The following is a 21,108-nucleotide window of genomic DNA, read 5'->3' on the forward strand; positions in this document are numbered from 1 at the left end:
TTTTTTATGATAAAAATGAGCGCTTTACTTTTTCCCAGAAAGAGTTGTCTTTCAGTTTGACCGTTTTGATTTTTTTATCGGATAGTGTAATCTCAACCTTTTTGACATTTCTCGTGCTGAGCGCTTCATTATCAAGCCCGATAATCGGATGCTCATTGCCGTCCTGCACCACCTGCAGTGTCAGCTTCCGGTCCGCGCTTAAAATAAACGAAGATCCGAGGGTGCGGTATGTGTTGTTATTCAAAGAGGCCAGTTCAGATACCTGCATGCAGGAAATCAAAGGATCAACAACAGCGCCTGAAACGGATTTATTGTAGGCGGTGCTGCCTGTCGGGGTGGAAATGATCATGCCGTCGCCCCTGAAGGTCTCAAAGTGTAGATCATCAATTAACACATCCATCACAAACGTTTTAATAATGCTTGAACGGATGGAAACCTCGTTTAAACAGTGAAAATGATTGCTGCCGTCCACCGTTACGTGAATGAGCGGGTATTTTCTGACCTCAAGCTGTTCCGCGGTCATGCTGTCCGCCATTTTTTCAGGCTCATCGCTGTGAAAATCACAGTACAAATGGGCTTTTCCTTTTTTAGCGATGCCGACATACAGGCAGTCATCACGGAATCCGGTTTTTCTGACGGCCTGCAGAAATGAGCCGTCGCTGCCGATGCTGGCGATAATCCCGGCATCCTCCGGTTGGGCCGCAACTGTAAAACCGTGCGATTTGGCAAGCTGCTTCAGAGAGCTGACTTGTTCTTTTGTTTCGTTGTCTTGTTTGTGAAAAAAATAAACATTGCGGCGAAGATCGGTCATATCTCCATTCCCCTTTGCTGTCATATTTACGTTTTTCTCCCATCAGATATTGTGTTAAAATACCTGTGGCAATAGTGTAACATGTTTCCTGTTTATCCGTTAAGTGAAAGCGCTTCATGAAAAAAGTGAATCTTTTTTTCCAGGAGAACGTACGAATAGTGACAGAAAAGGAGGCAGAACAAATGAATGCAAAAAGATGGATTGCGCTCGTCATCGCCATCGGCATTTTCGGCGTATCAGTCATTGCAAGTGTGACCGTCGGGGTGCTGAAAAATGTCGGAGATACAGGGTCTGACTTTGCATCCCTGACAGATGACACAGAGGAAGTGACGCTTGATAAGGGGAGCCCCGGCAGTAAAATCGCCGTGCTTGAAGTGGACGGCACGATTGAGGATAACGGGGAGTCCGCAGGCCTGCTCAGCTCAGGCGGGTATGATCACAGATCATTTTTAAAACAAATAGAGCGTGCGAAAGAAGATAAAAGCGTCAAAGGAATTGTCCTGAAAATCAATTCCCCAGGCGGAGGCGTGTACGAAAGCGCGGAAATACATAAAAAACTGGAAGAACTAAAGAAAGAAACGAAGAAACCGATTTATGTATCCATGGGCTCGATGGCGGCATCGGGAGGCTACTACATCTCAACGGCCGCTGATAAAATCTATGCTTCACCGGAAACGCTCACCGGCTCACTCGGCGTCATCATGGAAAGCGTCAATTATTCTAAGCTCGCTGATGAACTCGGCATCAAGTTTGAAACCATCAAAAGCGGCGCGCATAAAGACATCATGTCACCGACCCGCGACATGACGAAGGAAGAAAGAAGGATCATGCAGACGATGGTCAATGATTCTTATGAAGGATTTGTCAATGTCATTTCAAAAGGCCGGCACATGTCAAAAGCGGATGTGAAAAAAATTGCCGACGGCCGTGTTTACGACGGCAGACAAGCGAAAAAAATCGGCCTCGTTGATGATCTCGGTTTTTACGATGATACGATCAGCGCGATGAAAAAGGACCATAAAAATATGAAAAACGCGTCAGTCATCACGTATGAGGAAGGATTCGGATTAGGCTCGCTCTTTTCCATGAGCGCAGCGAAAATGTTTAAAAGCGAAATTGATTTTCTGAATATGAAAGAGCTCATTTCGCAATCCGGTTCGCCGCGGATGATGTATCTCTATGCAAAGTAGGGGGGAAGAAAGAATGGACGCAACTTACGAAGGCTTTCACGGCAAAGAAGAGGAAGCCGAACAACAGGGGGCGCTCGACCCGGCTTACGCGGGCTTTTGGATCCGGTTTTGGGCGTTTCTTCTCGATTGGCTGGTGATCTGGGGGCTTAACCATCTCATCGTTTCACCGGTGTTCACGCTGATGAATTTACCGAAAACAAGCGGAATGTTTACAATCTCAGCCTATTCCGTCACAACTTTGATCGTCTACCTCGCCTATTTTGTGTTCATGACAAAATGGTTTCATCAGACACTCGGCAAAATGGTCTTCGGGTTAAAGGTCACTTCTTTGACGCCCGGAAAACCGCTGACATGGGGCACCGTCATTTTCAGGGAAGCAGTGGGGCGTTATATCGATAAAATCTGGATTCTTTATATTGTCATTGCGTTTACGCCTAAGAAGCAGGGAATTCATGATCTTATCGCCGACACAACGGTGATTCACGAAGCACTGTACCGCAAATAAAAGCAATAAACCCGGATAAACATCCGGGTTTATTTTTTTTTGTTTTGGCGATAATGCAGCTAAGGAAGTGAAGCTTATGGGATATGCCGCAGCAGCTGTTATTCTCATTCTCATTTTGTTCTGGCTGCTCATGAGGATGAAAATCCATCTGACTTTCGAATATCTGCATGATAAAGATAACGACAAAATGACGTTTAAACTCTCTGCCTTATACGGGCTGATCCGTTTTAAAAAAACGTTGCCCGTTATTAAAGTAAACAGCGAAGATGCGTCAATTGATGTCAAGCAAGACACAAAATCTGAAATAAAGGGTCAGCACAAAGAGAAGAAAAAAATCACATATGAAGATGTCAAACAGACCATTCACAGAATAGAAATGATTCTGCAGCAGGTCGTCAGAATGCGTCAAATCGGCGCCTCATTTCTTGCGGGGGTCCGCGTGACGAAGTTCGAATGGGTGACGGTTATCGGAATAAAGGACGCCGCCGTTACGGGAATCGCCGCCGGCGGCTTGTGGGCCGTAAAGGGAGGCATTACGTCGTTGCTGTATGACCATCTGCGTTTTATACATAAACCGGTGTGCGAAGTCATTCCGTCTTTTCAAGTGCCTGCATCCAAGACGCATTTGCAGTGTATATTCTTTTTTCGTTTTGGACATCTTATAGGTGCAGCTTTCAAATTGCTCAAATACGGGCGGAACGGACTTTCTATCATACGAAAGAAACAGCCGGTTCCGGTTGCTTCAAAGAATGATTCATCAGTTTAAGGAGGAGCGCACATGGCAGACCATCCCATTCAAGGTTTAATGAAAACCGCTATGGAAAATTTAAAAGAAATGATTGATGTGAATACAATCATCGGTGATCCGGTTGAAACGCCTGACGGCAGCGTAATCTTAACGGTTTCAAAGGTCGGCTTCGGATTTGCGGCGGGCGGAAGCGAGTTTGGAGCAAAACCGGCTGAAAAAAGAACCGAGGACGACGAAAGAAAAGAGCAGAAGCTCCCGTTCGGCGGCGGAAGCGGCGGCGGAGTATCCATTACGCCGATTGCGTTTCTGATTGTCGGAACAAACGGCGTGCGTATGCTTCATTTAGACGAGAACACCCATTTGATTGATAAACTGTTAGACTCCGCGCCTCAAACGATTGAACGCATCCAGCATATGTTTAAAAAAAATGAAAAAGGCCGGAACCAAAAAAGAACGGATATTGATTTATAACAGAAAAGTTAACTGCCGCCCGCAGTTAGCTTTTTTTTTACGATGCGGCATAACCTTTGCAGTTTGCATAAAACTCGACTATGATAGAGCTATACATAGATAAGGGAGGAATCAGAATGGCTGAGATTACATTTAAAGGCGGAGCCGTGACGCTGATCGGACAAGAAGTGAAACCGGGTGACCAAGCTCCTGACTTCACGGTTTTGACAAACGGATTAGAAGAGAAGACATTAGCAGATATGAAAGGGAAAGTAACGATCATATCCGTTATTCCTTCCATTGACACAGGCGTGTGTGACGCGCAGACGCGCCGCTTCAACGAAGAAGCAGCAAAACTCGGCGATGTGAACGTTTATACAATCAGCGCCGACCTCCCGTTTGCGCAAGCGCGCTGGTGCGGAGCGAACGGAATCGACAAAGTTGAAACATTATCGGATCATAAAGAGATGTCATTTGGTGAAGCATTCGGTGTTTACATCAAAGAACTTCGTCTTTTGGCGCGTTCCGTATTCGTTCTTGATCAGGACGGAAAAGTCATTTATGCGGAATACGTAAGCGAAGCGACAAACCACCCGAATTATGAAAAGCCTATCGAAGCTGCAAAAGCGTTAATCAAGTAAAGAGAGAAAAAGAGCTCCGGGTGCTGCCGCGGAGCTCTTTTCATGGCAAGGAGGAAACAGCATGCAACACGACCATGTCGGTCAGATTTACGAACTTTTAGATGAAGCCGCCCAAGTAATAGCAGAAGGCCTTCAGGTGTCTTATATTGAGGGGCTTGCGGAAGCGGGAGAGATGTATTTTCTCGAAACGGCCGAACAGCTTCGGCTTCAGGAAAAACAAACCGAACAGCTTAAAAGCCTGCTTGCGAAAGCAGACTTCAAACAATGGGAGCCTGAATGGATCCGCAAGGCGTTCCAGCTCGCCATTTTAAAAGGATTGAAAGATAAATCCCATCCGAACAGACAGATGACGCCTGATACGATCGGCCTTTTCATCAGTTACCTCGTGAATAAATTTACGGGCGGCCAAAAAGGCCTGACATTGCTGGACCCAGCCTGCGGCACCGGAAACCTTCTATTGACCGCGGCAAACCAGCTTTCTGACAAAGCGGCAAAAAGCTTCGGCATTGAAATCGATGATGTCCTTCTGAAGCTCGCTTATGCCCAGGCGAATCTGCAGGAAAAAGAAATGGAGCTGTTCTGCCAGGACAGTCTTCAGCCGTTATTTATCGAACCGGCTGATGCGGTCCTCTGCGATTTGCCGGTCGGCTATTATCCGAATGACGAAGGCGCAGAAGCGTTTGAACTGAAAGCGGATGAAGGCCACTCATTTGCCCACCACTTATTCATTGAGCAGAGCGTCAAGCATACAAAGCCGGGCGGATACTTGTTTTTTATGATTCCGAACCATCTGTTTGACAGCGCCCAAAGCGATAAACTGAAGCGGTTTTTTGCGGAAAAAGTGTATATCAACGCCCTTCTTCAGCTGCCGGCTACTCTGTTTAAAGACGAAGCGCAGGCAAAGAGCATTTTAATTTTGCAGAAAAAAGGCGAAGGCGCAAAGCCGCCGAAACAAACGCTTCTGGCCAATCTTCCCTCCTTCGCAAACCAGCAGGCGATGCGGGAGATGATGGCAAAATTGGATCAATGGATTCAAAAAGAAAAATAATGGCGAAAAAGCAGGGTGGGGACGCAAAATCCCGCACTGCTTTTTGCTTTTGAAAATGAATGGATATCAGGGTGCTGACACAACTTAAGGAAAGAACATAACATTCCGTAAGACCGAGCCGTCCATTTGGCACAGTGCAGATTTATCAGAAAATAATGACTTCATTTTGTAAGCGGTGCCAATATGGATGTTGACTTGAAATGCTGAGTTGACAATGTTTAAATGGAAAAGTCAGATATTTTTTGGACTGCAGTTACGGTCTGGGAAAAAAGAACGAAACAAACGAAGAAGAATTTTGATAGGAGCGTCATTTATGTCTAAAATTATTGCAATTAACGCAGGAAGCTCATCTTTAAAATTTCAGCTATTCGAAATGCCTTCAGAAAAGGTGCTAACAAAAGGTTTAGTAGAACGGATCGGTATTGCCGACAGCGTTTTCACAATCTCTGTTAACGGCGAAAAAAATACAGAAGTGACAGATATTCCGGATCATGCGGTCGCGGTGAAGATGCTGCTTCACAAGCTGACTGAATTCGGTATTATAAAGGATTTAAATGAAATTGACGGAATCGGCCACCGTGTTGTTCACGGCGGAGAAAAATTCAGCGATTCTGTTTTGCTTACGGATGAAACAACCCGTGAGATTGAAGAGATTTCAGAACTTGCGCCGCTTCACAACCCGGCTAACATCGTCGGCATTAAAGCCTTTAAAGAAGTGCTTCCGGATGTACCTGCGGTTGCAGTATTTGATACGGCGTTCCACCAAACGATGCCTGAGCAATCTTACTTGTACAGCCTTCCGTATGAATACTACGAAAAATACGGCATCCGCAAATACGGTTTCCACGGCACATCTCATAAATACGTGACACAGCGCGCAGCTGAGCTTCTTGGCCGTCCGATTGAAGACTTGCGCCTGATTTCCTGCCACCTGGGTAACGGAGCAAGTATCGCAGCCGTAGAAGGCGGAAAATCAATTGATACGTCAATGGGCTTCACACCGCTTGCAGGTGTTGCGATGGGAACGCGTTCAGGAAACATCGACCCTGCATTGATTCCGTACATTATGGAAAAAACGGATCAGACGGCTGATGAAGTATTAAATACATTAAATAAAAAGAGCGGACTGCTTGGCATATCCGGTTTCTCAAGCGACCTTCGCGATATCGTAGAAGCTTCAAAAGAAGGCAACGAAAGAGCGGAAACGGCGCTTGAAGTGTTCGCAAGCAGAATCCATAAATACATCGGTTCTTACGCTGCGAGAATGAGCGGCGTTGACGCGATTATTTTCACTGCGGGTATCGGTGAAAACAGCGTTGAAGTCAGAGAACGCGTGCTTCGCGGCTTAGAATTCATGGGCGTTTATTGGGACCCTGCACTGAACAACGTGCGCGGCGAGGAAGCGTTTATCAGCTACCCGCACTCTCCTGTCAAAGTCATCATTATTCCGACTGATGAAGAGGTCATGATCGCGCGCGACGTTGTCCGCCTTGCACAATAATGATCGAAAAAAAGCACATCCTTTAAGGATGTGCTTTTCTATTGAATGCTGAAGCACCAAACGTTACGATATGCTTAGTACATAAATGATGAGGTGAAACAATGAGTGTGCATGAACATAAACAGGAGGCCCCGTCAGCGGTGCGCTGCAAAGTGATCACAGTCAGCGACACAAGAACGAAAGAAACCGATAAAAGCGGGCGCGTCATGATGGATTTCATCAGGGAAGCGGGATTTGAGACGGTCGCTTATGACATCGTAAAAGATGAGAAAGGTGAATTGCAGAAAGCCGTTTTATCCGGCTGTATGGATGAATATACAGATGCGGTGCTGTTAAACGGAGGGACGGGCATTGCCGAAAGGGATGTCACCATTGAAGCGGTCACGCCGCTGTTTTCAAAAGAGCTCCCGGGATTCGGCGAGCTGTTCCGCATGCTGAGCTATACGGAGGACATCGGTTCCGCCGCCATTTTGTCCAGAGCGTCAGCGGGTGTGATCCAAAATACCGCAGTCTTCTGCACGCCGGGCTCCTCAGGCGCCGTCAAGCTTGCAATGAAGAAATTGATTATTCCTGAACTGCCCCATGTGCTCCGGGAGATCCGAAAAGACTTATAAATGGATAAAAAGGCTTTGCTCCGCTCAAAAAATTGGGTGGAGTTTTTTTTATAAAAAGCTTGAAAAAACAGAATTTACTTGTTACAGTGTATACATACAAAATGCATTTTTATTAATTTAAACTAATTTTTATACAAAGGGAGCTTTTAACATGGCAGAACAGAAAAAAGTTGTATTGGCATACTCAGGAGGTCTTGATACTTCTGTAGCGATAAAATGGCTGCAAGAACAGGGATACGATGTGATTGCATGCTGCTTAGACGTAGGGGAAGGAAAGGATTTGGCATTCGTTCAGCAAAAAGCGCTGGAAGTAGGCGCCGTAAATTCGTATGTGATTGATGCAAAAGAAGAATTCGCCCAAGAGTACGCGCTTATTTCTATGCAGGCTCATACAATGTATGAAGGGAAGTATCCGCTCGTATCTGCACTGTCCCGCCCGTTAATCGCGAAAAAACTCGTTGAAGTCGCGGAAAAGGAAAACGCAGTGGCCGTGGCGCACGGCTGCACAGGAAAAGGCAATGATCAGGTTCGTTTTGAAGTATCCATTAAATCATTGAACCCTGATCTGGAGGTCATCGCTCCGGTCCGTGAGTGGCAATGGTCGCGTGAAGAAGAAATTGAATACGCTGCAAGCCGCGGCATACCGATTCCGATCAATCTTGACAGCCCTTATTCCATCGACCAGAATCTGTGGGGCCGCGCCAATGAATGCGGTATATTAGAAGACCCGTGGGCGGCGCCGCCTGAAGGGGCATATGACCTGACAGCATCTCTTGAAAATACGCCGGACGTTCCTGAAATCATCGAAATCGCATTTGAAGCCGGTGTGCCGGTTTCAATCGACGGTGTATCCTACCCGCTTGCTGATTTGATTCTCAAGCTGAATGAGACTGCCGGAAAACACGGCATCGGCCGGATTGACCATGTCGAAAACCGCCTGGTCGGCATTAAGTCCCGTGAAGTTTATGAATGCCCGGGCGCAATGACTTTGATTACGGCTCACAAAGAGCTTGAGGATCTGACTTTAGTGAAAGAAGTGGCTCACTTCAAGCCGGCAATTGAACAAAAACTGTCTGAAATCATCTATAACGGTTTATGGTTCTCACCGTTAAAAGACGCGCTGCTTGCATTCCTGAAAGAAACCCAAAAGCATGTCACCGGCGTTGTGCGCGTCAAGCTGTTTAAAGGCCATGCCATTGTAGAAGGACGCAAGTCGGAATTTTCTCTCTACGATGAAAAACTTGCGACATATACAAAAGACGATGCGTTTGACCATCATGCGGCAATCGGCTTTATCGAGCTTTGGGGACTGCCGACAAAAGTAAACAGCATTGTGAAAAAGAAGGAGCAGATTGAAGCATGAAGAAGCTTTGGGGAGGCCGTTTTCAAAAAACACCGGAAAAGTGGGTCGATGAGTTCGGTGCATCCATCACATTCGACCAAAACTTAGTCAAAGAGGATATTACAGGGTCTCTCGCTCATGCGGCAATGCTGAAAAAATGCGGCATTCTGACGGAGGAAGAAGAAGGCGCCATCCGTCAAGGGCTGCAGACCCTCCTGCAAAAAGCAGAGGAAGGGACGCTTGAATTCTCTGTTGATTATGAAGATATTCATTTGAACATTGAAAAAATGCTGATTGAAGAAATCGGACCGCTCGGCGGAAAGCTCCATACAGGCAGAAGCCGGAACGACCAAGTGGCGACAGACATGCATCTATATTTGAAAGATCATGTCTCCCATATCATCGGGCTGATTGAACAGTTCCAAAAAGCGCTGATCGAGAAAGCAGAGGCCAATGTCGAGACCATTCTGCCGGGGTACACCCATTTGCAGCGGGCCCAGCCGATTTCTTTCGCCCACCATCTGCTCGCCTATTTTTGGATGCTTGAACGGGATAAAGAGCGTTTCCGTGACGCGCTGAAGCGGATTAACATATCGCCTCTCGGATGCGGGGCGCTTGCCGGAACGACGTTTCCGATAGACCGCAGCTATTCGGCGGAGCTGCTCGGTTTTGACTCCATTTATGAGAACAGTCTTGACGGGGTCAGCGACAGAGATTTTATTCTCGAGTTTTTAAGCAGCAGCAGTATGCTGATGATGCACCTTTCACGTTTCTCGGAAGAAATCATTCTATGGTGCTCGCAGGAATTCAGATTCATTGAATTGGATGATACGTACGCAACGGGAAGCAGCATGATGCCGCAGAAGAAAAACCCGGACATGGCGGAGCTGATCCGCGGAAAAACCGGACGCGTATACGGTGATATGATGGGGCTTTTCACGATTATGAAAGGGCTCCCGCTCGCATACAACAAAGACCTTCAGGAAGATAAAGAAGGCATGTTTGACACGGTGAAAACCGTTGAAGGAAGCCTTCAGATTTTTACGGGCATGATTGAAACGATGACCGTAAACAAAGACATTATGAAACAGGCGACAAAACAAGATTTTTCAAACGCGACGGAACTTGCCGATTATTTAGCCAAAAAAGGCATGCCGTTCAGAGAAGCGCACGAAGTGGTCGGCAAGCTTGTGTACAGCTGTATTGAAAAAGGAATCTTTTTAAGTGATATGGCATTTGAAGAATTCCTTCAAGCCAGCCGTCTCTTTGAAGAAGATATTTATAACGTGCTCGATCCGCATCATGCGGTTGAAAAAAGAATGAGCGCCGGCGGAACGGGTTTTCAGCAGGTAAAACAGGCGCTCGTAAAAGCAAAAGCCTGCGCCGGCGTTTAATTTGCTAAAATTTCCTTCATATTTTCCCGTCATATCAGACACGCTACATCTATAATGATGGGAGGTAGAAGGAATGCGCAAAGAACAAGACCGTTACATCTATGATGAAAAAGAAAGTGAAGAAACGGCCCGGCTCATCTCAGAGGCATACCAAAGCGGTTATGTCGGTCTGGAGGAAGCCTCAGCCCCTTCAGAAAATTAAGCTGTCTGTAAAGACGGCTTTTTTCGTGCGGATGAAGTGCAAAAAAGTGATATTGCCGCTTGTTTATAGTAAAGTAGAGGGAGAAACGACTTTATTTTATTGAAGCGGCAACGTTGCCTGGGGAGGGTATTCAATGTGCGACATGCTCTAATCACTGCCGGAACGAAGGGATTGGGCCGAAAAGTGACTGAAATGCTGCTGGAAAAAGGCTTTTCGGTCACAGTGAATTACAGACAGGACGAAGAAGCCGTCGCTTGTCTGAAGGCTGATTATCCCCGGTGCCATGACAGATTGCAATTCGTTAAGGGCGATGTAACCCGAAAAGAAGATCTCATGCGGATCGCCGATGCAGCCCTTCAGCGGTTTGGAAGAATTGACATACTGATTAACAACGCCGGGCCGTACATATTTGAGCGCAAAAAGCTTGCCGATTACTCCGATGACGAATGGTATGGCATGCTTGAAGGGAATTTAAGCGCCGTTTTCCATCTGTTTAAAGCAGTTATCCCGGTAATGAGACAGCAGCGCTTCGGCCGGATTATTACATACGGCTTCCAAGGCGCAGATCATGCCCCCGGCTGGCTTCACCGTTCCGCTTTCGGGGCGGCTAAAGTCGGATTGGCTTCGTTAACGAAAACCATTGCAATTGAAGAAGCCGAATCAGGCATCACGGCCAACATGGTCTGCCCGGGTGATATTGTGGGAGATATGAAAGAAGCGTCTATAGAAGAAGCAAGACGGAAAATTGGGAAAGAAAAGACGCCGATCGGGAGGTCCGGAACCGGAGAAGACATTGCAAGAATCATCGCCTTCTTATGTGAAGAGGATTCCGATCTTGTCACCGGAACGGTCATAGAAGCAACTGGCGGGCTGAATGTGATTAACAGGCATCAATCCCTGTAAGTTTTTTCGTTTGTCAAAAAGGGAACTTGATAAATATTAATTTTTTATGAGGTGAAAACGATGAAAGTGACTTATCACGGACATTCTGTCATTCAAGTGGAAACGAAAACCCATAACATTATTTTCGATCCGTTCCTAACCGGAAACAGTCTGACAAATCTGAAGCCGGAAGAAGTGAAAGCGGATGTCATTCTGCTTACTCACGGACACAATGACCATGTCGGAGATACAGAGCAGATCGCCAAACAAAACGACGCACTCGTTATTGCGCCGAACGAACTGGCCGTTTATCTCGGCTTTAAAGGGTTAAACGTCCACCCGATGCATATCGGCGGGGCGCGCCAATTTGATTTCGGCAAAGTGAAACTGACACAGGCGTTCCACGGATCAGCGGTCACTGATGCAGAAAACAAAACCATCACATACACCGGGATGCCGGCCGGGATTTTATTAACGATTGACGGCAAAACGATTTTCCACGCCGGCGATACGGCGCTGTTCTCAGATATGAAACTGATCGGGGAACTGAATCACATTGACCTGGCGTTTCTGCCGATCGGTGATAACTTCACCATGGGGCCTGAAGATGCGAAACTCGCGGCTGAATGGCTGAGAGCGAAACAGGTTGTTCCCGTTCATTACAATACATTCCCCGTCATTGAACAGGACCCTGATGCTTTCGCTGAAAGTCTGCCCGGAGGCGTCGGCAAAGTCATGGCGGTCGGGGAGACCATTGAGCTTGCCTGACATATGTGTCAAAGACCTTCTGAACCAAACGTTCAGAAGGTCTTTTTGTGATGACGCCTTTTTTCGGGCGTCTCATTGCGAATGAATCCCCCGTGCCCTTATAATAAAAGCAGAAGACTGTCCTTAGAGGTGAAACGCTTGGCAACAAAGCATGAACAAATCCTATCGTACATAGATTCGCTTCCTGTCGGTGAAAAAATTTCGGTCAGAAGAATTGCGAAAGAAATGAAAGTCAGTGAGGGAACGGCTTACAGAGCCATTAAGGAAGCCGAAAATAAAGGGTTCGTTTCCACTATTGAACGTGTGGGAACGATCCGGATTGAACAGAAGAAAAAGGAAAATATCGAAAAGCTGACATACGCCGAGGTTGTCAACGTGATAGACGGCCAGGTGCTCGGCGGAAAAGCCGGTCTGCATAAAACGCTGAATAAGTTTGTGATCGGGGCGATGGAGCTTGACGCGATGATGCGTTATACTGCGGCGGGGAACCTGTTAATCGTCGGAAACAGAATCAATGCCCACCGCCAGGCGCTTGAAGCGGGCGCGGCTGTTTTGGTAACCGGAGGATTTAATACCGACGACAGCATTATCGAGCTGGCCGATATGCTTGAGCTTCCGATTCTCTCCACAAGCTATGATACCTTTACGGTAGCCGCGATGATCAACCGGGCGATCTATGATCAGCTCATAAAAAAAGAGATTGTGCTCGTGGAGGACATTTTGACTCCCGCCGATCGGACAGTGACGCTGTCTCCTAAAGATAAACTGGAGAAATGGTACGAAAAAAACGATGAAACCGGACACGGCCGCTTTCCGGTTATCGATCAGCAGATGAAAATCCACGGGATCCTCACACCGAAAGATATCGCCGGACATGACCGATCAGTCCCGATTGAAAAAGTAATGACCAAAAACCCTGTCACGGTCATCGGGAAAACGTCTGTCGCCTCAGCGGCTCAAATGATGGTTTGGGAAGGAATCGAAGTGCTCCCGGTGACAGACGGGAACCACAGGTTGATCGGCATGATCAGCCGTCAGGACGTCTTAAAAGCGCTGCAAATGATTCAAAAGCAGCCTCAGGTCGGGGAAAAACTTGATGATATCGTTTCAAGGGGATTTAAAGAAGAGGAAGATGACAAAACGCCGGCCGTTTATCAATATGAAGTCACGCCGCAGATGACCAATCAGCTCGGGACGATTTCTTACGGGGTGTTTACAACGATTTTAACTCAGGCCGCCAGCCGATTTTTACGGTCCCGCAAACGCGGCGAGCTGGTCATTGAAAGCATTACGATTTTCTTCTTAAAGCCCGTGCAGATGGAATCGGTCATTGAAGTGAAGCCGCGCATTTTAGAAGCGGGCCGGAAATTCGGAAAAATGGAAGTGGAAGTGTCAAGCCAAAGCGGCATCGTTTCAAAAGCGATGCTCATGGTGCAGCTGATGGAGAGAAGTTAAGGGACGCATCTCGGTCCCTTGACATTCATTATGCGTGGTCTCTCTCCGCTTCTTTTGCATGGATGGGTTCATAATGCTTATAGGCTTTATACCCTGCCCATGCGCTGCCTGCTCCGATTAAAATGAAGACGCCGCCGATGACGAGGGTCAGGACGGAGTGAAACAGAATCATTTGGTTTACTCCGTACAAAAGCACCAGCGCGCCTAACGCCATACTTGATTTAGCCGAAAAACATTCCTTCTCCAGCGCCCGTTTCGTCTGGATGCCTTTTACTTTGTAATACACGTAAAAGCAGGCAGAAAGCCCGATGAGAAAAACAAAAACCAGCATAAATGAAATCCTCCATTATATGAGTTTGCAAAACCGTTTATACCGTTGCTGAAAGATTTTCCTTTTCCATGGATAAAGAGTATGATTAAATGAATAAAAACAAAAGGAGAAAACGATGAAATCCGAATTGATCAGAACCATATCATTATATGACACCATTATCTTACATAGACATGTGAGGCCTGACCCGGACGCTTACGGATCACAGTGCGGCCTTACGGAAATCCTGCGGGAAACGTATCCCGAAAAAAATATTTTTGCCGTCGGACAGCCTGAGCCGTCCCTGTCTTTCTTATATTCCCTCGATGAGGTGGGTGACGAAACCTACAAAGATGCTCTTGTCATCGTGTGCGACACGGCAAACCAAGCACGGATCGACGATCAGCGCTACCATTCCGGCGCAAAGCTCATGAAAATAGACCACCATCCAAATGAAGATCCGTATGGCGATCTGTTATGGGTCGATACGAATGCAAGCTCCGTAAGCGAAATGATCTATGAACTGTACCTGGAAGGAAAGCAGCACGGCTGGAAGCTGAATACGAAAGCAGCTGAGCTGATCTACGCGGGTATCGTCGGTGATACGGGACGCTTCTTATTCCCGAACACCACAAAAAAGACATTAAAATACGCGGGAGAGCTCATTGAGTTCCCATTTTCATCGTCAGACCTGTTCAATCAATTGTATGAAACGAAATTAAATGTGGTGAAGCTGAATGGCTTTATTTATCAAAATGTGTCATTGTCTGAAAACGGCGTCGCTTCCGTTTTCATTAAAAAAGACATTTTGGAGACATATGGAACCACCGCTTCTGAAGCGTCGCAGCTCGTCGGAACACTCGGAAATATTTCCGGCATTCGCGCTTGGGTGTTTTTCGTAGAAGAAGACGACCAAATCAGAGTCCGGTTCCGTTCAAAAGGTCCGGTCATCAACGGAATTGCCCGGAAATACAATGGCGGCGGACATCCGCTTGCAGCCGGCGCATCCATCTTCAGCTGGGATGAAACCGGTCCGATTCTTGCTGATCTTGAAGAGATATGTAACGAACACAAGTAGAGGGGAGACCCTCTTTCTTAGTGTTCATCTGTCACGGGGATGAACCAGCAGCCGAATTCAGTCAGGTCTTCGTAGACGCGGAGATTACAGATTTGGAGTTCTTTTTTTATGAGGGAAGCGAGTGTGTCTGTTTCTGCATATGCGGAATAGCCTTTTCTGATTCGGTCTGCATGATCTTTTGCCAGGCGGCGTTCACTAAAAACCTCCATTTTCCCTTCCTCCCTTCAGAAGCATTGAAAATGTCTCATTTACAGTTTATAAAAAAGCGGAGAAAAAAGCGACAGATCTATGGAAATTTTTTAAAAATGACATAATTACGTCGCAAAAGAAATATGAATTTCGACAGACAATCTCGTATAAATCGTCAGTTCCTTTACTTGAGCTTTATATTCCTTTTCATTTATGGTGTACACCTTGTTTTCAATCGTCCGTTTTAAAAGCTCCTTTGTTTTATACACGCTCTCAATATCCTTTGTGATGACTTCAGAAATATCATCTTTCACCTGTTCTTCAAATTTCATCTTATCAGGCTGGGCGATTCTGTATTTTTCCCCATTGATCAGCTTCACATCAACACTTTGGATAAGCAGTCTTTGTTTATTATCCTCATTTAATTTATGAAGATCTTTCTGATAGATGGAGATCTGGTTTTTCAAATCCCGTGCGTGCTCCCGCTGTTTTTCAATTAACGTCACCTGTTCTTCCTGAAACGTTCCGTATGTAAACAGAAAGAACAGCCAGCTGACGATGGCTCCGCACATCATTCCCGCAAAAAAACGCTGCCATCCCGGTTTTTTATAATACTCGGGAATTCTCATGAAGGCATATTCTCCTGAGCCAGCCATGACACAATCAGCCAGCCGGTCTGCGCGCCGCCCATCGCTGAAATAATTAATAGAAGCTGTTTGAAGATGTCGCGCGTGTTGCCTTCAAACAGCCCCCGCTCAAAACTGTATACGGCGTCAAATGTTCCTCCGATGGCCGCGACAAGCGCCCAGATCTTCAGCCTGTTCGCCAATTTTGTAATCGCCGTAAGCGGAGGCTCGCCTGATAAATAAGCTCCGACGCCGCCGATGAGCGCTCCGCCGAGCAAAACGCCGAGGGCGATAAAATAACTGCTGATAAAATTCGCCATAAAGCCGGCTTCCTGATCCATATATACACCACCTCACTTTTCTATCATATTGAGCAAAGCGGACAAGTATGATGATGAGTCAAAAAAGAACATTTGTTTCTTAAGAAAACCCGTCTTATAATGTAGAAAGGCAAAATGAACGTATACGGAAAGGAGTGGCGGCATTGTCTTTTGTTCATCTGCAAGTACATAGCGGCTACAGCCTGTTAAACAGCGCCGCTTCTGTAAAAGATCTTGTTACACAAGCGAAGGAGCTCGGTTATTCTTCATTGGCGCTGACCGACGAAAATGTGCTGTACGGCGCCATTGAGTTTTATAAAGCATGCAAGTCAAACGGAATAAAGCCGATTATCGGTCTGACCGCTTCTATATACACGGACGAAACGGAGCTTGAAGCACACCCGCTTGTTCTTTTGGCGGAGACAAACACCGGATATCAGAACCTGCTGAAAATCTCAAGTGCGCTGCAATCCATAGCAAAGGGCGGCATGAAGCGAAAATGGATGAAGAGCTATCATGAGGGGCTGATCGCCATTACGCCCGGTGAAAACGGGTACATTGAAGGTCTGCTGCAAGCCGGGAAATTTGAAGAAGCGGTCAAAGCTGCCGAAGGATTCCGGGAACTGTTCGGAGAAGGCCGTTTTTATTTAGGATACCAGCCGTTCAAAGGTCATGAGACGTTATCGGAAGATATTCTCCGCCTGTCAGCCGAGACGGAAATCCCAGTCTGCGCGGCGGGGGATGTCCGTTATATCAAGAAAGAAGATCAAGATGCGTACCGCTGTCTGTGCGCCATTAAAGCCGGTGAGAAATGGGAGGATCAGAGCGGGAATCTGCCGGATTTACACTTGAGGCCGCCTGAAGAGATGGCGGAGCTTTACACGCGGCATCCGGAAGCGATTGAAGCATCCGCGCGTATCGCCGGGCAATGCCGGGTCGATGTCAGCCTCGGACAGACACGCCTTCCGTCTTTTCCGGCGCCGGACGGAAAATCAGCCGATGATTATTTGGCGGAAGTCTGTCACGAGGGGCTGCGTCTCCGTTTCGGCACTCCTGATGAGCGCGCTGTGCGCCGGCTTGAATATGAGCTGGACGTCATCAGGCGCATGAAATTCAGTGATTATTTTCTCATCGTATGGGACTTTATGAAGTACGCGCATGAAAAGGGCATTGTGACAGGCCCGGGAAGAGGATCTGCGGCAGGCTCGCTTGTCGCTTACTCTCTTTTCATTACAGACGTGGATCCGCTGAAACATTCTCTGCTGTTTGAAAGGTTTCTTAATCCTGAGAGGATCAGCATGCCCGATATTGATATCGATTTCCCAGATACGAGAAGGGATGAGGTCATTCAGTATGTACAAAATAAGTACGGGGCCATGCACGTCGCCCAGATTATCACCTTCGGAACATTGGCCGCAAAGGCGGCGTTAAGAGACACTGGAAGAGTGTTCGGGATCAATCCGAAAGAAGCTGACCAGCTTGCCCGCCTGATTCCGTCAAAGCCGGGAATGACGCTTGAGGAAGCGAGGCGGCAGTCCGCTCAGCTGAACAGGCGGCTGTCTGAATCCGCCGTTCTTCATAAAGTGTTTCAGATCGCCAGGAAAATTGAAGGTCTTCCGAGGCATACGTCAACACACGCGGCCGGCGTTGTTCTCAGTAAAGATCCGCTTTCTGAAGTTGTCCCTCTTCAAGAAGGGCATGACGGCGTGTATTTAACGCAGTATGCGATGGATCACTTGGAAGATCTGGGTCTTTTGAAAATGGACTTTTTAGGTTTGCGCAACTTGACGCTTATTGAATCCATTAAAACGATGATTGAAAAAGAGACGAATACGATAATTGATTTTTCCGAGATTTCTTACCAGGATGAAAAAACGTTCTCCCTATTGTCAAACGGCGATACGACGGGCATTTTTCAGCTGGAATCATCAGGAATGAGGAGCGTGCTGAAGCGTTTGAAGCCGTCGAGGCTTGAAGACATTGTCGCGGTGAATGCGCTTTACAGACCGGGGCCGATGGAAAATATTCCATTATTTATCGATCGGAAGCACGGGCGGGCGCGTGTGGAAGTGCCGCATGAGGATGTAAGAAATATTCTCAGTGACACGTACGGCGTCATCGTCTATCAGGAGCAGATTATGATGATCGCCTCGCGGATGGCAGGGTTTTCATTAGGTGAAGCGGATCTGCTCAGACGGGCTGTCAGCAAAAAACAAAAAGACATTCTGGACAGAGAGCGAAGCCATTTTGTTGAAGGGTGCTTAAAAAAGGAGTATTCTGTAGTCACTGCAAACGAGGTCTACGATCTGATTGTCAAATTCGCCAACTACGGATTTAACAGAAGCCATGCTGTCGCATACAGCATGATCGGCTATCAGCTCGCCTATTTAAAAGCGCACTATCCTTTATATTTTATGTGCGGTCTTTTGACGAGCGTCATCGGCAATGAGGACAAAATATCGCAATATTTGCATGAAGCGAAGGGGAGCGGGATTCAAGTTCTTCCGCCGTCAATAAACAAGAGCGGTTTTCCGTTTGCGCCGGAAAACGGAGCCGTCAGATACAGTTTGCGGGCCGTGAAAAACGTAGGCGTCTCGGCAGTGAAAGATATTTATAAAGCAAGAACACATAAACCGTTCGAGGATCTTTTCGATTTCTGCTTTCGCGTACCTGCAAAAAGCGTTAATCGGAAAACAATCGAAGCCCTTATATTTTCTGGCGCCATGGACGAATTCAATCAAAACCGCGCCTCCTTGCTGGCCTCCGTTGATGTCGCTTTAGAGCACGCTGAACTTTTTCGTGCAGACGATGACCAAATGGGATTGTTTTTGGAAGAATCGTTCTCCATTAAGCCAAAATATGTAGAGGCTGAGGAATTTCCGCTCGTGGACAAGCTTCGGTTTGAAAAAGAAGCTCTCGGTGTTTATTTCTCAAGCCATCCTTTGTCCGCTTTCAGGGATCTCTTGAAAAAACGGGGGGCGCAAGCGATTGCAAAAGCGCGGCAGATGTCTAAGGGGCAGCTGTCGATCGGCGCTTTGCTCGCAGGCATCAAAACGATTCGGACAAAGACAGGTCAGCATATGGCGTTTCTCACATTAAGCGACGAAACGGGAGAAATGGAAGCCGTCGTGTTTCCTGACCAATACAGAAGGCTGTCTCCGCTGTTAAAAGAAGGCGCGCTTTTATTCGCCGCCGGAAAAATGGAAGAGCGGCAGGAGAAGACACAATTCATCATGTCATCCGCCTCTCTCCTTGAGGAGACAGAGACAGACAGAACGCCGTCTGTTTACATCAAAATCGAAGGCGGCCGGCACAATCAGGAGTTTTTGGAAAAGATGAAGCGTATTTTACTGGAGCATAAAGGGGAAACCGGCGTTTATCTTTATTATGAAAAAGACAAGCAGACCATCAGGCTGCCCGACACCTTTCATATTCAGGCGGACCATCAGGCGTTATACCGTTTAAAAGAGCTGCTGGGCCGCGAAAACGTCGTGTTAAAATAGTGGTAACAACAATGGTTTTGTTATACAATTGAAACAATTGTGCTATCTTATTTAAAGATTCTGAAATTTTTCACCTCCAGAGATTGTACCAGTCTATGCGGCAGAATATGTAACAAAGTACTTAAAAGGAGTGTTTAGCATGTCATTAAGAGAAGAAGCGTTACATTTACACAAAGTAAACCAAGGAAAGCTTGAATCAAAAGCAAAGGTGGAAGTCAGAAATGCGGACGATTTAAGCCTTGCCTACTCTCCGGGGGTAGCTGAGCCTTGTAAAGAGATTTATGACGATAAAAATAAAGTATATGATTATACAATGAAGGGGAACATGGTAGCAGTCGTAACAGACGGATCAGCGGTTCTCGGTCTCGGAAATATCGGGCCTGAAGCTTCACTTCCGGTCATGGAAGGAAAAGCGGTTCTGTTCAAAAGCTTCGCGGGCGTGGACGCATTCCCGATCGCGCTTAACACAAACGACGTGGACAAAATCATCGACACGGTGAAGCTGCTTGAACCGACATTCGGCGGTGTCAATCTTGAAGATATTGCGGCGCCGAACTGTTTTATCATTGAAGAGCGCCTGAAAAAAGAAACAAACATTCCGGTTTTCCACGATGATCAGCACGGCACGGCCATCGTAACCGTAGCCGGACTTGTAAACGCGCTGAAATTATCAGGAAAATCCATGTCATCCATTAAAGTTGTGGCAAACGGAGCGGGAGCGGCAGGCATCGCGATCATCAAGCTTCTTTACCATTTCGGCGTTCGCGACATCGTGATGTGCGACTCTAAAGGAGCCATTTACGAAGGGCGTCCTGCCGGCATGAATGCGGTGAAAAACGAAGTGGCCAAGTTTACAAACCAAGACCGCAATGACGGTTCGCTGCAGGATGTCATTAAAGATGCAGACGTCTTTATCGGCGTATCAGTCGAAGGCGCTCTGACGAAAGAAATGGTGGAAAGCATGGCGAAAGATCCGATTATTTTCGCAATGGCCAACCCGAATCCGGAAATCATGCCTGAAGACGCGCGCGCAGCCGGCGCAAGCGTAATCGGAACAGGCCGTTCTGACTTCCCGAACCAGGTCAACAACGTACTTGCATTCCCTGGAATCTTCCGCGGAGCGCTTGACGTTCGCGCGACTCACATCAACGAAGAAATGAAAATAGCTGCGGTTGAAGCGATCGCTTCCCTCGTTTCGGAGGATGAATTAAGCGCGGATTATGTCATCCCGGCTCCATTTGACAAACGCGTGGCTCCTGCCGTTGCGAAAGCCGTTGCGAAAGCGGCGATGGAAACGGGCGTCGCCAGAATTACGGTCGACCCTGAAGAAGTGGCTGAAAAAACAAGACAGCTCACGGTCATCGGCGAATAATAACACAAAAAGAATTGGCAGCGCGTTGGGAAAAACAACGCGCTGCTGTTCAATATACGGACTGCTGGCATTTTTTTAAGGGCAGGTCTTAAAAAAATTTCAGCAGAATCTTTATTTCTTTTGAAAACGCTGACAGATAAGGCTGAGCAACGCTTTTAA

The 21,108-nt window shown here is 47.0% G+C and carries 22 protein-coding genes; 17 read left to right on the plus strand and 5 right to left on the minus strand.

Annotated features, from left to right (window positions below; all coding sequences use genetic code 11):
- Nucleotides 1-4 precede the first annotated feature (4 nt).
- Nucleotides 5-811 (minus strand): NAD kinase, encoded by an 807-nt coding sequence (locus ACQE26_RS09955; RefSeq protein ID WP_016938580.1) that lies wholly within the window; start codon nt 809-811, stop codon nt 5-7.
- 182 nt (nt 812-993) lie between these two features.
- Here ACQE26_RS09955 and sppA point away from each other — a divergent pair, with 182 nt between their 5' ends.
- From sppA to ACQE26_RS10025, 14 genes are all read left to right on the plus strand, one after another.
- Complete coding sequence (gene sppA, locus ACQE26_RS09960) at nt 994-2,001, plus strand: signal peptide peptidase SppA (RefSeq protein ID WP_327815065.1); 1,008 nt, start codon at nt 994-996, stop codon at nt 1,999-2,001.
- 13 nt (nt 2,002-2,014) lie between these two features.
- On the plus strand, nt 2,015-2,506 hold the full coding sequence (locus ACQE26_RS09965; protein WP_049627162.1) for an RDD family protein: 492 nt from the start codon (nt 2,015-2,017) through the stop codon (nt 2,504-2,506).
- Nucleotides 2,507-2,582: 76 nt separating this feature from the next.
- Nucleotides 2,583-3,272: a DUF2953 domain-containing protein gene (locus tag ACQE26_RS09970; protein WP_500469197.1), complete on the plus strand. Its 690-nt coding sequence runs from the start codon at nt 2,583-2,585 to the stop codon at nt 3,270-3,272.
- A 12-nt stretch (nt 3,273-3,284) separates the two neighbouring features.
- The gene (gene ytfJ / locus ACQE26_RS09975; RefSeq protein ID WP_016938584.1) at nt 3,285-3,725 is read left to right on the plus strand and encodes a GerW family sporulation protein; all 441 of its coding nucleotides are present in this window, start codon (nt 3,285-3,287) and stop codon (nt 3,723-3,725) included.
- Nucleotides 3,726-3,841: 116 nt separating this feature from the next.
- Nucleotides 3,842-4,345 (plus strand): thiol peroxidase, encoded by a 504-nt coding sequence (gene tpx / locus ACQE26_RS09980; RefSeq protein WP_500469199.1) that lies wholly within the window; start codon nt 3,842-3,844, stop codon nt 4,343-4,345.
- 61 nt (nt 4,346-4,406) lie between these two features.
- The gene (locus ACQE26_RS09985) at nt 4,407-5,393 is read left to right on the plus strand and encodes a class I SAM-dependent methyltransferase (RefSeq protein WP_500469201.1); all 987 of its coding nucleotides are present in this window, start codon (nt 4,407-4,409) and stop codon (nt 5,391-5,393) included.
- Nucleotides 5,394-5,706: 313 nt separating this feature from the next.
- Complete coding sequence (locus ACQE26_RS09990) at nt 5,707-6,894, plus strand: acetate kinase (RefSeq protein ID WP_060964561.1); 1,188 nt, start codon at nt 5,707-5,709, stop codon at nt 6,892-6,894.
- Between the two features lie 101 nt (nt 6,895-6,995).
- Nucleotides 6,996-7,508 carry a MogA/MoaB family molybdenum cofactor biosynthesis protein gene (locus tag ACQE26_RS09995; RefSeq protein ID WP_500469202.1) on the plus strand — a complete coding sequence of 171 codons (513 nt, stop codon included), beginning with the start codon at nt 6,996-6,998 and terminating at the stop codon, nt 7,506-7,508.
- Nucleotides 7,509-7,659: 151 nt separating this feature from the next.
- Nucleotides 7,660-8,871, plus strand: a complete 1,212-nt coding sequence (locus tag ACQE26_RS10000; protein WP_500469204.1) for an argininosuccinate synthase — start codon at nt 7,660-7,662, stop codon at nt 8,869-8,871.
- Nucleotides 8,868-10,244, plus strand: coding sequence for an argininosuccinate lyase (gene argH / locus ACQE26_RS10005; RefSeq protein ID WP_500469206.1), 1,377 nt, complete (start codon nt 8,868-8,870; stop codon nt 10,242-10,244). The genes ACQE26_RS10000 and argH overlap by 4 nt, the downstream gene beginning before the upstream one ends.
- A gap of 73 nt (nt 10,245-10,317) precedes the next feature.
- The gene (locus ACQE26_RS10010) at nt 10,318-10,446 is read left to right on the plus strand and encodes a hypothetical protein (RefSeq protein WP_014470818.1); all 129 of its coding nucleotides are present in this window, start codon (nt 10,318-10,320) and stop codon (nt 10,444-10,446) included.
- A gap of 135 nt (nt 10,447-10,581) precedes the next feature.
- A complete protein-coding gene (locus ACQE26_RS10015; RefSeq protein ID WP_500469208.1) occupies nt 10,582-11,349 on the plus strand; it encodes an SDR family oxidoreductase in 768 nt (255 codons plus the stop codon).
- A 60-nt stretch (nt 11,350-11,409) separates the two neighbouring features.
- Nucleotides 11,410-12,096 carry a metal-dependent hydrolase gene (locus tag ACQE26_RS10020; RefSeq protein ID WP_049627161.1) on the plus strand — a complete coding sequence of 229 codons (687 nt, stop codon included), beginning with the start codon at nt 11,410-11,412 and terminating at the stop codon, nt 12,094-12,096.
- Nucleotides 12,097-12,234: 138 nt separating this feature from the next.
- Nucleotides 12,235-13,551 carry a CBS domain-containing protein gene (locus tag ACQE26_RS10025; protein ID WP_060964565.1) on the plus strand — a complete coding sequence of 439 codons (1,317 nt, stop codon included), beginning with the start codon at nt 12,235-12,237 and terminating at the stop codon, nt 13,549-13,551.
- Nucleotides 13,552-13,579: 28 nt separating this feature from the next.
- On the opposite strand, the gene ACQE26_RS10030 is transcribed toward ACQE26_RS10025, so the two are convergent.
- Nucleotides 13,580-13,882 (minus strand): YtpI family protein, encoded by a 303-nt coding sequence (locus tag ACQE26_RS10030; protein WP_003152434.1) that lies wholly within the window; start codon nt 13,880-13,882, stop codon nt 13,580-13,582.
- Nucleotides 13,883-13,997: 115 nt separating this feature from the next.
- On the opposite strand from ACQE26_RS10030, the gene ACQE26_RS10035 reads away from it, so the two are divergent.
- Nucleotides 13,998-14,939: a DHH family phosphoesterase gene (locus tag ACQE26_RS10035; RefSeq protein ID WP_095241499.1), complete on the plus strand. Its 942-nt coding sequence runs from the start codon at nt 13,998-14,000 to the stop codon at nt 14,937-14,939.
- Between the two features lie 17 nt (nt 14,940-14,956).
- Here the strand turns inward: ACQE26_RS10035 and ACQE26_RS10040 are convergent, their stop codons facing one another.
- From ACQE26_RS10040 to ytrH, 3 genes are all read right to left on the minus strand, one after another.
- Nucleotides 14,957-15,148: a YtzJ family protein gene (locus ACQE26_RS10040; protein WP_013353167.1), complete on the minus strand. Its 192-nt coding sequence runs from the start codon at nt 15,146-15,148 to the stop codon at nt 14,957-14,959.
- A gap of 105 nt (nt 15,149-15,253) precedes the next feature.
- The gene (gene ytrI, locus ACQE26_RS10045) at nt 15,254-15,757 is read right to left on the minus strand and encodes a sporulation membrane protein YtrI (protein ID WP_016938595.1); all 504 of its coding nucleotides are present in this window, start codon (nt 15,755-15,757) and stop codon (nt 15,254-15,256) included.
- On the minus strand, nt 15,754-16,095 hold the full coding sequence (gene ytrH, locus ACQE26_RS10050; RefSeq protein ID WP_016938596.1) for a sporulation membrane protein YtrH: 342 nt from the start codon (nt 16,093-16,095) through the stop codon (nt 15,754-15,756). Before ytrH ends, ytrI begins: the two co-directional genes overlap by 4 nt.
- A 143-nt stretch (nt 16,096-16,238) precedes the next feature.
- Here ytrH and dnaE point away from each other — a divergent pair, with 143 nt between their 5' ends.
- On the plus strand, nt 16,239-19,577 hold the full coding sequence (dnaE, locus tag ACQE26_RS10055) for a DNA polymerase III subunit alpha (protein ID WP_500469211.1): 3,339 nt from the start codon (nt 16,239-16,241) through the stop codon (nt 19,575-19,577).
- A 139-nt stretch (nt 19,578-19,716) separates the two neighbouring features.
- Nucleotides 19,717-20,949, plus strand: coding sequence for an NADP-dependent malic enzyme (ystJ, locus tag ACQE26_RS10060; RefSeq protein ID WP_060964568.1), 1,233 nt, complete (start codon nt 19,717-19,719; stop codon nt 20,947-20,949).
- Nucleotides 20,950-21,108: the final 159 nt, after the last annotated feature.

Source organism: Bacillus sp. 5RYD7K, assembly GCF_059831465.1.

Coding starts and splice junctions, on each gene's coding strand:
- ytrI (WP_016938595.1), bottom strand. CDS start 15,757: ATGAGAATTCCCGAGTATTATAAAAAACCGGGATGGCAGCGTTTTTTT.
- ACQE26_RS09995 (WP_500469202.1), top strand. CDS start 6,996: ATGAGTGTGCATGAACATAAACAGGAGGCCCCGTCAGCGGTGCGCTGC.
- ACQE26_RS10010 (WP_014470818.1), top strand. CDS start 10,318: ATGCGCAAAGAACAAGACCGTTACATCTATGATGAAAAAGAAAGTGAA.
- argH (WP_500469206.1), top strand. CDS start 8,868: ATGAAGAAGCTTTGGGGAGGCCGTTTTCAAAAAACACCGGAAAAGTGG.
- ACQE26_RS09985 (WP_500469201.1), top strand. CDS start 4,407: ATGCAACACGACCATGTCGGTCAGATTTACGAACTTTTAGATGAAGCC.
- ACQE26_RS10020 (WP_049627161.1), top strand. CDS start 11,410: ATGAAAGTGACTTATCACGGACATTCTGTCATTCAAGTGGAAACGAAA.
- ACQE26_RS09965 (WP_049627162.1), top strand. CDS start 2,015: ATGGACGCAACTTACGAAGGCTTTCACGGCAAAGAAGAGGAAGCCGAA.
- ytrH (WP_016938596.1), bottom strand. CDS start 16,095: ATGGATCAGGAAGCCGGCTTTATGGCGAATTTTATCAGCAGTTATTTT.
- ACQE26_RS10030 (WP_003152434.1), bottom strand. CDS start 13,882: ATGCTGGTTTTTGTTTTTCTCATCGGGCTTTCTGCCTGCTTTTACGTG.
- ACQE26_RS10035 (WP_095241499.1), top strand. CDS start 13,998: ATGAAATCCGAATTGATCAGAACCATATCATTATATGACACCATTATC.
- ystJ (WP_060964568.1), top strand. CDS start 19,717: ATGTCATTAAGAGAAGAAGCGTTACATTTACACAAAGTAAACCAAGGA.
- ACQE26_RS09970 (WP_500469197.1), top strand. CDS start 2,583: ATGGGATATGCCGCAGCAGCTGTTATTCTCATTCTCATTTTGTTCTGG.
- ACQE26_RS09990 (WP_060964561.1), top strand. CDS start 5,707: ATGTCTAAAATTATTGCAATTAACGCAGGAAGCTCATCTTTAAAATTT.
- ACQE26_RS10000 (WP_500469204.1), top strand. CDS start 7,660: ATGGCAGAACAGAAAAAAGTTGTATTGGCATACTCAGGAGGTCTTGAT.
- tpx (WP_500469199.1), top strand. CDS start 3,842: ATGGCTGAGATTACATTTAAAGGCGGAGCCGTGACGCTGATCGGACAA.
- ACQE26_RS10040 (WP_013353167.1), bottom strand. CDS start 15,148: ATGGAGGTTTTTAGTGAACGCCGCCTGGCAAAAGATCATGCAGACCGA.
- ACQE26_RS09955 (WP_016938580.1), bottom strand. CDS start 811: ATGACCGATCTTCGCCGCAATGTTTATTTTTTTCACAAACAAGACAAC.
- ytfJ (WP_016938584.1), top strand. CDS start 3,285: ATGGCAGACCATCCCATTCAAGGTTTAATGAAAACCGCTATGGAAAAT.
- sppA (WP_327815065.1), top strand. CDS start 994: ATGAATGCAAAAAGATGGATTGCGCTCGTCATCGCCATCGGCATTTTC.